This window comes from Methanofollis liminatans DSM 4140 (assembly GCF_000275865.1).
Taxonomy (GTDB): Archaea; Halobacteriota; Methanomicrobia; order Methanomicrobiales; family Methanofollaceae; genus Methanofollis; species Methanofollis liminatans.
Genome location: NZ_CM001555.1, coordinates 1,704,434 through 1,717,410 on the forward strand (window position 1 = coordinate 1,704,434; position 12,977 = coordinate 1,717,410).

A 12,977-nucleotide genomic window follows, 5' to 3' on the forward strand; every position below is an offset into this window, starting at 1 on the left:
CTCGCCGATCTTTTAATTGTCTCCTTTCTATTTGACCACACATCAAATGAAGGAGACACTGTACCTTAGATCTTTCGGTCGTCGGTCTACCCCTTTTAGTTTCGGATTTCAACAGAGCACTTTTTTTTAAATTGCCGGTAATTTCGGGAAGTAAAATTGATATCTCATCCCGCCAAGTGGTGATGGCGTAGTGATGCCAGATGCCGACACTCTATCTCTATATCCTTGATACGCTTTCCGACTGGGAAGCCGGCCACGCCCTTGGCGAACTCCATTCCGGGAGGTACCTCAAAGACCCGTCGCTGAAGTACGATGTCGTCCTGTGCGGAAAATCCCTGGACACGATAACGACGATGGGCGGATTGAAGTTGACACCGGGTATCACCATTGAGAATATCAGGGCCAAAAAAGGAGATCTCCTGCTCCTGCCCGGCGCAGACACCTGGCTTGATCCCGCCCATGCGTCGATTATCAATATGGTAGACACGCTCCTTGAGCAGGAGATGGTTGTTGCAGCAATCTGCGGGGCTACCCTCGGCCTGGCCAATGCCGGGCTGCTTGACAACCGGCCCCACACCAGCAATGATCCCGAAGTGCTCAAAATGTTCTGCCCCGGATACAAAGGAGAGCAATTTTACCGGACAGAGCCTACAGTGACAGACGGGAACCTTATCACGGCAAGCGGGCTTGCACCGGTTGAATTTGCCTGCAGCATATTCAGGAAACTGGATGTCATGAATCCCGCAACCCTCGACGCATGGTACGGGCTCTTTACGTTAAGGAAACCGGAATTTTTCTATGCCCTCATGGCATCCCTGCCTTCTCAATAACAAAAAAGAAAATTCTGGCTCTGTTGATAACCTGATCGGATGGGCATTGGATGGTGATGGAGCCACGGGTGCCCGGGGTCTGTCGACCACCGCCCCGTGGAGAATGACGGTATTAGGGCATCTCAAAAGATCGAAACCGTAGTCACCCTCGCCCCCTGAGCGCGTTGGGGGAAGGATTTCAACAGAGTAATTTGATCCTTAGTTTCCTGGATTTACCCAATAAACTCCTGAGACCAGAGATGATGTAGCCTATGATGAATTTATTCCAATGCTATATCTGTAAAATCTAAAGATCACAACACCGGCACACCGCCCCCCACCACCCCTTTGATCATCCCCGGGCTGAGCACACGGTGCCCCAGGACCATCCCCGCACTGAAGAAGAGGATCATGGTCAGGCTGGTGAGGGCGACCGAGACACCGAAATACGCCCCCAGATCAAGAAGAGCCCGGACAAACGTGGAGAGCACCACGATCAGGGCGATGGGGCCGCCGGCACCGTCACCTGAGCGGCGGTGAGCAGGAGCAGGGCCCCCAAGCCATCACCTCTCCATCTTCTCTTCATCCCTCTTCATACTCACTTGCGAGAGGAGGGGGGCTCGCGGGATAACCGCAGTATCGGGGCGGGAGCAGATACGAGCATTGTATAAAAAAGATGAAGACCCATAGACAGGAAACGCTCCCTTGCCTACATCAAAAAATCAGCACATCATGCACCATTTTAAGGATTTCGCCGACAAAATACCCCATTTCAAGCCCGGATCCTGCACCCCATCTCCCGGGACCACGACGCGGGCGGTGACACAACCCACCCCAGATCTCCCCAATTTCGCCGCCATTTGTCAATCCCACCGCCCTTATCTCGACGGAAATAGCCTCATTTTCAAAAGTGCCATTTCCGGCCCCCCCTTCCAGGTTCGCCCAAAAACAGCCCTACTCCATCAGCCCCAGGACGCCCTCCCGCGAAGGGCGAGGACTTTTGCCCACGGGCAGGGCCAGGAAGGTACAGAGAGGCAGGGAGAGCCGGCGGAAATCGCCCCAAATAGCCAGAAAATGCCGCCGCCGCCCCTTCTGCTGCCCCCAGGTCAGGCCAGAACACAGCACCCCCCGCCACCCACGGCAGAAATTCTGTGATCCCTGCCACCCGCAATCCCCCATTCAATCCCGGAAAAAAATGAAATAAAGCGCAAGGGGAAAAAACAACACACAATTATACAAATACAATTATATATTATAGCAGACATATGCCGGCCAGAACACCCCATGATACCCCCGAAAATAGGGCTCCTCCTCATCGGCCTGCTGCTGTTCTGCACCGCGGCGGCGGCTTCCGAGCCCCCCAGGATCACCGTGACCGCCGGCACAGGCTGGCTGGTCGCAGGCGGTGCAGAGAGTGCCGCCATCACGGCCGTGGTCACCGACGGCGCCGGCATCCCCATGAAAAACATAAACGTCCTCTTCTCCTGCGACCCGGCGATGGGCTCGATAAAAAATACAGGGATGACCACAGATGCCGAAGGAAAAGCAAAAACCTTCTTCAAACCCGGAACAAAGAGCGGGACGGCCGCGATCACCGCCACCGTCAAAGAGGCCTCGGCCTCGTGCTCCCTGGAGATCGACCACGCCACCCCGTACCGGATCGCCTCCCTCGACTACGAGAGCGAGATCACCGCGGGGTCCACCACCTCCATAACCATCCGACTGGAAGACCGGTACAGAAACCCGGTCGACTCCCGTAAGACGGCGGAGACCGCCCGCTTCCTCGTCGGCTCCCCGACCGGGTCAGCCGGCATCCATGACGGAAGCGCATACACAAGCGATGCCACAATCGAGGTGAACGCCACCGGTTACCTGACCGCACCCTTCCAGGCCGACCTGAAGAGCGGCACGAACATCATCTACGCCGACTTCCCCGGCGCCGTCGCCGACCACTACATCCTGATAACAGGGCTCGCAAACGCCGTCCCCGCCTCGATCGACTGTGCGGTCACCCCCGACCTCTGGGTGCCGGCCGACGGCGCGAGCAGGTTCTCCCTCGTCTACACCCTGAAAGACCTCCACGGCAACCCGGCCGGAGGGCGGTCCCTGACGATCGCCGCCCTGCCCGGCGAGGACCGGACGGTCACCACGAACTCAAACGGTCTGGCCACAATCACCTACGGCCCCAGGGACACCACCGGCACGGTCACGATCACGGCAACCGCGGTCGATGACCAGAACGTCACCTGCTCGACGACCCTCTCCTTCACCAGCACCGACCCGGTGGAGATGATCCTCACCGCAGGCCCGCAGTCCATGCCGAGCCTGGACGTAAAACCCGACCAGACCGCCGCCGTAAGGGCGAAGGTGATGGACATCAAGGGCAACCCGGTGCCGGGCGAGACGGTCGCCTTCACGGTCCAGGAGATCGACACCACAGGGTATGCCGCCACCGCCGCCCCCTCGCTCCTCGCCGCAGAGGCTGCGACCGACGCCGACGGCTATGCCACGGTCTATTTCAGGCCGGGCGCCTTCACCCTGGATAAAAACCATCCGGACTACAGCCCGACGGCCACCGGCACCTGCACCGTGACCGCCGCCTGGGAGGGCGTCACCCGCTCCATCCCGCTCACCTGGAAGAACTACCCGTACCTCTCCATCTCGACCACCGTCGATCCCGAGACCCTCGAAATAAACGGCAGCGTCAACGTGACCGTCACCCTCAAGGGCGACGGCTGGGCGCTCCAGCCCGACCCGATCGACGTGGTGCTCGTCATCGACCGGTCAGGGAGCATGGGGGGCACGGACATCAGCCCGACCCGACTTGCCGCCGCAAAAACAGCGGCAATCGACTTCATCGAACAGATGAACCTTGAGAACGACAGGGTCGGGCTGGTTTCCTTCTCATGGAGCGCTGCAATCGACCAGGACCTGACCGGAAATGAGGCCAGCATCGTTTCGGCGATCAACGCCCTGAAACCTGATGGCGGGACCAACATGAGAAGGGCGTTTTATGAAGCGATCCGGATGCTCAAGACAACAGGCAGAAACGATGCAGTCAAAGCGGTGGTACTAATGTCTGATGGGGACTGGAACCTCCACGGCTCCCCCCTCGCCATCGGGCCCGGATACCCGGACAATGATCCCTATCTCTCATCCCACCACAAGGCATACCCCGAGACATTTGCCGGCTATCCATGGAGCGGCTATGTCGGAACATACGACTTCAGCGCGGAAAAGTACGAGTGGTACCACGACCTCCCCGAGCCCAGGGGGACCGCGGCGGTGAGTGCGACATGGTACCGGGAATACCCCTATAATGCCGAGTTCGCAGGCACCATCTGTACAGACGGCCGGTTCACCAACCAGAACATGTCGGTCTATGCGAACAGCGGTGCAGACGACGAAAAGGTCAGGGTGTACACCATCGGCTTTGTCTCAAATCTCGATCCGCGTGTCGAAGAGGACCTCACAACCCTCTCGAGATCCACGGGTGCGACCTATACCTGGGCAAAAAACACCGCGGAACTCCAGACGATCTACCGGCGGATCGCCGGCGAACTCAAGACCGAGGCCGGCGTGGACACCACGATGGACCTGAGTTTCCAGGACATTGAGGTGAACGACACGCCAGAACCTGGCAGAGAGGTCTTCGCCTACCGGCACATCGAGGGCATCTCGACCAGGATCACCAGCTGGATCGACAACGAGACCGGACACCATGTGATCGTCCAGCCCCACACCGAGGATCAGACCGCCGACTGGGAGGACGATCAGGTCCTCCACTTCAAGATCGACACGGTCAGGCTGCACCAGACCTGGACGGCGACCTACACCCTCAAAACCCTCATGAGCGGGAATATCAACATCTTCGGGCCGGGTTCGGTCATCTCGTTCAACGGCGGTTCCGACAACCTCGAACTGCCCGACACCTTCATCACGGTCGTCCCTGACCTGAACATCACCGGCCTTGACGCCGCCGCCCTGGAGGTCAGGGACCTTCAGCGGGTCGGCTCCGGACCGGTCACCGACTTTCTGCAGGTGGGGTGGACGATCAATTACACCGGCAGCGATACCGCCGGGCAGCACCTCTATTATGCGGATGACGGCGGCCGGACCTGGAACCACTTCCACACCATGCCACAGGTATCCGCAGGAGAGAGAACACAGGCGGCCGCCCTGGACATAAGGGCGCTGCCCGCCGGTTACTACACGATCCGGGTCCACGCGCAGGCGCCTGACGCCCCCGACGCCATCGCAGAACTCCCGGCCCCGATCCCGGTCGGGATCATAGAGACGGCAAAGATCAGGATCGAATAAAATAGGGCCATACAGCGCTGGACTGAGAATGGATTCCCTTTTTATTGACACATGAGAGTCAAGCGCATCCGCCTTTTACATAGTCCAGATGAATCAAGAGAGAAGAAACGAATGTTCAATGCATTTTAATAAGAGAGGGGATAGCAGCGTATCGCTGTTCCCGAGTGCTCCCGCAACTCAGTACCGAGCGTTACGTGAGTGGGCTTAACTGCGGGGTTCGGAATGAGTCCAGGTGTTTCCCCACTGCTATGGCCGCTATCACCCAAAGCCAAGGCCCGGAATCGAACCGGGATGTAGTTGATCTGCAGTCAACCGCGTAGCCACTCCGCCACCTTGGCGACCGTGTGTGCTCTATAATGTTAGCGATTATAGATTTTAAAGGTATGCACAGCGGGTTTCGTCTGGGTTCAACGGAAAACTGGATTTGGACGTTAGTACTTGCGGACTGAACACGTCGTTGCCTTCGTGCGTACATCCCAAGCCTATTAAGCGGGTCTTTTACCCATGTCCTGTAACGGAGTCTCTTTTTGGGCCGGGTTTCAAGCTTAGATGCTTTCAGCTTTTACCCCTTATCGCGTAGCTGCTCGGCATTGCCCTGTCGGACAACCGATCGACCAGTGGCGACGAAAGAAAGTTCCTCTCGTACTATTTCTTTCTTACCCTCAGACTCCTGACACCCCAAATAGATAGTAACCGACCTGTCTCACGACGGTCTAAACCCAGCTCACGATCCCCTTTAATAGGCGAACAACCTCACCCTTGGCTGCTGCTGCACAGCCAGGATGGAAAGAACCGACATCGAGGTAGCAAGCCGCCGGGTCGATATGTGCTCTTGCCGGCGACGACTCTGTTATCCCCGGGGTAGCTTTTCTGTCGTCAATAGCCCTCACCAAAAGGGCGTATTGGTTCGTTAGACCCGAGTTTCCTCTCGCGATTATTTGCTATTCATAATCGCGTCAGGCCAACTTTTGCTCTTGACACTCTTCTGTGAGTTTCTGACTCACATGAGTTGACCTTAGGGCACCCTTGATATTTTTTCGAGGGTGTGGCGCCCCACCCAAACTGCCTACCTATCGGTGTCCTCGTAAGAGTGAGTAGTACAACAAACCAAGGATGGTGTCTCATCGACGGCTCCCCGTTCCCCAGAAGGAACGGATATAACGCCTCCCATCTACACTGCGCAAGGAATATCGTACTACAGCGACAGGCTGCAGTAAAGCTCCACGGGGTCTTCACTTCCCATTTGGGGTCCCTGGCCTCTGCACCAGGATAAAAGGTTCAACGGATTCGTGTTAGGGACAGTAGGACTCTCATTAATCCATTCATGCAAGTCGCCAATTAAGCGACAAGGTACTACGCTACCTTAAGAGGGTCATAGTTACCCCCGCCGTTTACGAGTCCTTCGTCCGGTTGGAACCGGTGTTCAGATACTCGCACTGGGCAGGAATCACCGACTATACTAGTCCTTACGGAGTTGCAGTCAGCTATGTTGTTATTAGACAGTTAGAGTCCCCTGGTCACTGCGACCTGCTTGATCACCAAGCAGGCACCCCTTCTTCCAAAGTTACGGGGCCATTTTGCCGAGTTCCCTTAACACGATTGATCCGACACGCCTTAGCCTATTCAGCTAGGGGCACCTGTGTCAGTTCTCGGTACGGACATTCAATCGCCTTTTCATGGGCTCCAGGAATTTACCAAGTTTCCCTATCACACTTTCACCCGGTTCTCACCATTACGGTACTCCCCGGACTTACATGCTTAGACGGGGCGACGGCCCCGCCCGGTATATCCCGAAGCGTCAGCGCTTATTGCTAAGCAAAGATTGAATGGTACAGGAATATTAACCTGTTTCCCTGTTGACACACTCGCATTACGGTGTATCTTAGGACCGACTAACCCTCAGCTGACGAACATTGCTGAGGAAACCTAGCCCCTTCGGCGGATGGGATTCTCACCCATCTATGCTTCTACTACTGCCAGAATTCTCATTCCCGCACGGTCCACAGGAACTTACGACCCTGCTTCTACCCATGCGGGACGCCTTCCTACTAGATCACCTTACGGTGCTCCGTGGTCTCTGTAGTAGGCTTTAGCCCCGTCCATTTTCAGTGCCCTAAACCTAGACTGGTAAGCTGTTACGCACTTTTTGAAGGATAGCTGCTTCTGAGCTCACCTTCCAGTTGTTTTTGGCCTAGGACGCCTTTCAGTGTTGACACTGAGCCTACATTGAGGGACATTAACCACGGTCTGGGTTGTCTCCCTTACGCATTACAAGCTTACCCCGTAATGCGGACTTCCAGCCGTCTTAGATGTCGGGGAATTTGGAGTTTGACAGGAGGACGAGGAATTTCTCCCCCGCTACCCCCAATCAGTGCTCTACCTCACCGACGATCTCAGGCCAGGTCATGCTACGGCATGTTTCGGAAGGAACCAGCGGATGCCGGGTTCGATGAATCTTTCACTCCTATACGCAGGTCACGAGAATGATTTGCATATCAAAACCTCAGGCGGTCCTCCACGCAACTTTCGTCACGCTTCAACCTGCCCACGCATAGATCACCCGGCTTCGGGTCTTATCCCACTGACTTCGCGCACTTTTAATACGCCGTCCCATGCCCGAAGGCTACGGACTTGTTGCTTTCGCTCCGGCTCCCCTCTACGGTTAACCTTCGCCAATGAGATAAACTCTCTGGCCCGTTCTTCAAAACGTAAGTTACGACACTGGCAACCATACCCGTACTACCGCCTCGCGACGGGTTCCTTCGCATGGAAGATCCTTTGGCGCCGTAACACACTATAACCTGTCAATTTCAGGCGCTTTTAACCACCTTTTCAGGGTTACTTTTCAGCTTTCGCTCACGCTACTAATACGCTATCGGTTTCGAGGTGTATTTAGTTTTGGAGGTTGATGACCCCCAGATTCCCGCGAGAATTCCAACCCACGGTACTCAGGACTCTGCCAGGTTGCATTGACATACGTGTACGGGACTATCACCCCCTATGGTACCTCGTTCCAGAGGACTTCCACTTCGTCGCAACAACCACACGGCAGGCCTACCACACCACATCTCCCCGGAGGGATTCAGTTTGAACTCTGTCGCTTTCGATCGCCTTTACTTACGACATCTCGATTGATTTCTTTTCCTCCCCCTACTAAGATGTTTCAATTCGGGGGGTTCCCGATCCTGACGGATCAACACCGAAGTGTTAGGATGTCCTATTAGGGTATCTCCGGATCGTAGATTCCATGCCTCTCCCCGGAGCTTATCGCAGCTTGGCACGCCCTTCATCAGCACTCGAACCGAGCCATTCACTGACAGGCTTCTGTCCAGCTTTCCGCTGAACCCATTTGACGCCCGTTGTGCATACCTTTACACGGCCTCCTCAGGTCAGGGTATCTGACCTTCAGCCCTTCCCTGCAGATTCGCATCTCCAGGTGCATTGAAATGGACTCAGGGGGATTTGAACCCCCGGCCTCCGCCTCGCAAAGGCGGCGATCTCCCACTGATCTATGAGCCCGATTTCCCTTGGCTGGCATTGGCAACTTTACGGTCTGTTCAGTAACCGCATCAATCCCCTAGAGTTCATTAGGAGGTGATCCAGCCGCAGATTCCCCTACGGCTACCTTGTTACGACTTAACCCCCCTTGCGAAACCTAGATTCGACTACGGCAACAACCGCAGCCTCATCCAAACCTCACTCGGGTGGTTTGACGGGCGGTGTGTGCAAGGAGCAGGGACAGATTCACCGCGCTATTTTGAAACGCGATTACTACGGATTCCAGCTTCATGCGGGCGAGTTGCAGCCCGCAATCCGAACTAAGGGCAGGTTTAGGAGATTGCCTTCACCTTTCGGTGTCGATACCCATTGTCCTGTCCATTGTAGCCCGCGTGTAGCCCGGGTAATTCGGGGCATGCTGACCTACCGTTGCCCATTTCTTCCTCCTCTTTAGCAGAGGCGGTCCCAACAGTGTCCCCACCAGTCCGGAGACTGTGCTGGCAACTGTTGGCGTGGGTCTCGCTCGTTGCCTGACTTAACAGGATGCTTCACAGTACGAACTGACGACGGCCATGCACCTCCTCTCAGCTGATCAAGTAGAGTCTTCAGCCCGACTATCATATCGCTGTCCTACCCGGTGAGCTGTCCGGCGTTGAGTCCAATTAAACCGCAGGCTCCACCCGTTGTGGTGCTCCCCCGCCAATTCCTTTAAGTTTCAGCCTTGCGACCGTACTTCCCAGGCGGCGCGTTTCACGGTTTCCCTTCGGCACCTCGGTAACTCGTGGTCACCGATACACCTAACGCGCATCGTTTACGGCTGGGACTACCCGGGTATCTAATCCGGTTTGCTCCCCCAGCTTTCGTCCCTCACTGTCGGAGTCGTTCTGGTGAGACGCCTTCGCCACAGGTGGTCCCCTGAGGATTACAGGATTTCACTCCTACCCCCAGAGTACCTCTCACCTCTCCCGATCCCTAGGTCGCCAGTTCCCCTGAGACGCCTTCCGGTTAAGCCGGAAGATTTCCCCAGAGGCTTAACGACCAAGCTACGGACGCTTTAAGCCCAGTAATAGTGGCCACCACTCGAGCCGCCGGTATTACCGCGGCGGCTGGCACCGGTCTTGCCCGGCCCTTTCTCCAGGTGGTTTTTAAGCACCTGAACAGCCCGTCCATACGGGCACTCGGGGTTCCCTTATCACAGTTGCCTGCATTGTAAAGTTTTCGCGCCTGCTGCGCCCCGTAGGGCCTGGATTCGTGTCTCAGAATCCATCTCCGGGCTCTTGCTCCCACAACCCGTACCGATTACAGGCTTGTTGGGCCGTTACCCCAACAACTACCTAATCGGCCGCAGACCCATCCTGTGGCGGCGGACCTTTCGCTTACCAGGCATTCCAGCGATGGTAAACTATGAGGTATTATCTCCAGTTTCCCGGAGTTATCCCTCACCACAGGGCAGGTTGTCCACGTGTTACTGAGCAGTATGCCGAGGGCTTGACCCCTCTCGACTCGCATGGCTTAATCGAACCCCGATAGCAGTGACCTCTGGCAGGATCAACCAGAATTTTGAAGTAGGCACACTATCAGTTGTGTTTTAACTAAAGGAATTAGCGGTTACTAAACAGATTTCCGCATTGCCAATGCCAACGTCAGAATCAACACCGACCATCTCGGTGATTTTGATTCTCCATCAAAACGCAGAACAACCTCTGCGTCCCTTGTGTGGAAGCGAACGCATGCGTCGCTTCCGAGTGATTTCGTGGGATTACAGTATTGCACGCCCGAGGTTATTAACCCTTCGCAGCGCCCTGCACCCGGCGATTTTGACGCCGGATGCAGCCATCCCGTGAGGGAACGATATTTGTGCTCCGAGGATATAAACCCTTGCAGCCTCGGTCGGCTGCGGGGATTTCGCCCCGGTACACACCGCCCCCTGCCGATGCCGGTCTCGCCGGCGCGCTCGGCAGTCAGTCACTCGTGTGCCAACAACATAGGGCACGTCAGGATATATACCTTCGCACCCCGGAAGGCGCAGAAGAATATCCGTCAGGACCGTTGCTGACTGTGTGAGGTAACCATCTTGGACGGTGCAGGATATATACCTTCGCAGTCGACCCCCGAAGGGGACGTTAAAGAAAGGCATCACCCGTATGTTCCCTCTGAAATCTCAGGTCCGATTCCGGTCTCGCCGGCGTCGTCGGACCCGCATAGTGCAAGGCAACAATGTTGTTCTTTTCACGATATATATCTTCGCAGTCGACCCCCGGAGGGGACGTTAAAGGAAGAGACAGATCACGATGAAACATCTCAAGACCGATCGGTTCAGGACCGGCCCTGCCGCCGTTGCGTGCCAATAGAATCTGGCATTGACACATATATACCCTTTCATCACGAGGACCGGAGAACAGGAGACGCACCACCACCCGACCGGCCCATGCGCCCCCGGATGCGGTCACAGAGCCGGCCTGACAGGAAAAAAACACGAAATACAGCACTGCACAGGCGCACAGGAGTCGCCACCCCGCCCATGAGCGCTCCGGAAAAGCGCAGAGAAAAATCAAAGAGAGGAGACTCACCCCTCTGCACGACACCGGCCCCCGCAGGATCACCCGCACCAGGAGACAAAGCGCGCATCAACCCCCATAGAGGCCCGCCAGACGGCCATCACCAGACCGGCCAGGTGAGAAAAAATCAGAGATGGAACGGCGGCAGGAGCGCAGAGACCGCAAAAGAGATCTCCGGTAGGGTGACGGCGACGTTTGCCAGAAAGACCCCCTGAGCCGACCGGCAGGCGAACGATAGGGCGCCGCAGAGACCGGCCAGTCCCCTGACGATCCCACAGGGAGGTCACTCCGGCAGAACCCGCGGATGTGTCAACTACCCCGGCCTGAAGGCCGGGGCTTGAGACTCTATCTTGTCAATAGTTCTCGTATGGGTGGCTGACTGCACCCCTGCACCTCTAAGGTATACCTATAGGTGCGTGCTCTGGACTCGATGTTTTGAGCACCGATAAGATCGGCATGAAGCGAATGTCCACAACATTCGCAGACAAACGACCGTCCATTCCGATTGTTCTTGCTGATATGGTTGCATCGAGGGCAGGTCTGGGAGGCGTATGCCGGATCGAGATAGATCGTCGATATACCCTTCTCTCGCGCCTTGTACTCGATGAAGGTCTGGAGTTCAAAGAACGCCCATGAATGATGGGTGTATCGCCGCACCTTTGAGATCTTTGTCCGATCTCTGATCCCGGAGAGATCCTCCAGCCCGATCACATCCACGTTTTTCTGAACGGCAAAAGAAACGATCTCCTTCGAGACGCGGTGGTTCATATCAGTCATCAGCCGTCTCTCCCGGCCAGAGAGATGCTTCAGCATCCTCTTTGCCGACCGGGTGCCCTTAGACTGTAAACGTTTCCGCATGGTAGAATAGACATTTCGGAGATCCTTCGCTTTCCCGCCACAGAAGAACCGACACTTTTTGTCGGTCGTCGAAGCAACCGCAAGGAAGTTCTGGCCGAGATCCACACCCATGAAGGTAGAAGACTTCGTGACCTCACGGGTCTCTGTCTCCCTCTCGCAACAGAGATGGAAGTAGTATCTGCCATCCTGGTGCTTCACCAGTTTCGACGCTCCAAATTTCCATGACCCGTCGAGATACTGCTCCATGTGGGGATAGCGGAAGAACCGATACTTTCTCCGGCCTTCAAGGGTTGTAAGTCCGATCTCGTCTCCGTCAAGCGAGAAGTCTCTCCCGAAGGAGAAGGTCATGGAGGTGGGAGCGTACGTGATCTGTTGCCACTCTGTCTTTTTCGCTCTAACCTGTACCTGAAGTGTCCGGTACGTTCCGGCAACCTGCCGGACGACATTGCAGGACATCTGGGACTTAAGCCCGATCTGCTCCCGGAGGGTAGGATAGACATCCTTCTGGAGGGCGGCAGAACCCTTTGGTTTCCCGAGGTTGTACACGACCGCAGAGACGTAGTTCATTCCCTCGGTGTACGTCCGTACCGTCCGGTCGAGAAGATCGGGGTCAGGACAGTCCATCTTGAGGATGATCGTCTTTGTGGCGAGCACAGAGGTCCATTTCACTCAACAGTATTTAGAGTTGTGCTGGTGAGCCGCAATTCCTCCCCGGCCTGAAGTCCGGGGCCTCCTTGCGGAATTAGTTGAATCCATCCGGCAGGGCGATAGCGACGACGCTCGCGGCCATGGGCACAGGGACGCAATCAGAAGAGACCGACACAGGCGGGAGATTACGGTGAAATGCCCGGACAGTGCAGAAAGCGCCGGCAGAAAAAAAGTATTGAGGTGAAATTATCCAGGTGAAAAGGAGTACAAACCGACCTGCATGAAT

At 56.1% G+C, this 12,977-nt stretch carries 4 protein-coding genes, 2 tRNA genes and 3 rRNA genes; 2 read left to right on the forward strand and 7 right to left on the reverse strand.

Translation table 11 applies throughout. The features are described from left to right. Nucleotides 1–200 precede the first annotated feature (200 nt). On the forward strand, nt 201–830 hold the full coding sequence (locus METLI_RS08425) for a type 1 glutamine amidotransferase family protein (RefSeq protein WP_004039450.1): 630 nt from the start codon (nt 201–203) through the stop codon (nt 828–830). A gap of 293 nt (nt 831–1,123) precedes the next feature. Here the strand turns inward: METLI_RS08425 and METLI_RS13190 are convergent, their stop codons facing one another. Beyond that, nucleotides 1,124–1,300: a hypothetical protein gene (locus METLI_RS13190; RefSeq protein WP_157203251.1), complete on the reverse strand. Its 177-nt coding sequence runs from the start codon at nt 1,298–1,300 to the stop codon at nt 1,124–1,126. A gap of 793 nt (nt 1,301–2,093) precedes the next feature. Here METLI_RS13190 and METLI_RS08430 point away from each other — a divergent pair. Continuing rightward, complete coding sequence (locus METLI_RS08430; protein ID WP_004039451.1) at nt 2,094–5,129, forward strand: Ig-like domain-containing protein; 3,036 nt, start codon at nt 2,094–2,096, stop codon at nt 5,127–5,129. A 138-nt stretch (nt 5,130–5,267) separates the two neighbouring features. Here the strand turns inward: METLI_RS08430 and rrf are convergent. The 6 genes from rrf to METLI_RS08460 form a co-directional block, all read right to left on the reverse strand. After that, nucleotides 5,268–5,389 (reverse strand): 5S ribosomal RNA (gene rrf / locus METLI_RS08435). 6 nt (nt 5,390–5,395) lie between these two features. After that, a tRNA-Cys gene (locus METLI_RS08440) sits at nt 5,396–5,467 on the reverse strand. Between the two features lie 74 nt (nt 5,468–5,541). After that, nucleotides 5,542–8,467 (reverse strand): 23S ribosomal RNA (locus METLI_RS08445). Nucleotides 8,468–8,576: 109 nt separating this feature from the next. Beyond that, nucleotides 8,577–8,648, reverse strand: a tRNA-Ala gene (locus tag METLI_RS08450). Between the two features lie 70 nt (nt 8,649–8,718). Then, nucleotides 8,719–10,186: ribosomal RNA gene (locus tag METLI_RS08455) — 16S ribosomal RNA — on the reverse strand. The 16S, 23S and 5S rRNA genes sit together here with 2 tRNA genes alongside, the layout of an rRNA operon. Before the next feature lie 1,344 nt (nt 10,187–11,530). Next, complete coding sequence (locus METLI_RS08460; RefSeq protein WP_217178670.1) at nt 11,531–12,712, reverse strand: RNA-guided endonuclease TnpB family protein; 1,182 nt, start codon at nt 12,710–12,712, stop codon at nt 11,531–11,533. Nucleotides 12,713–12,977: the final 265 nt, after the last annotated feature.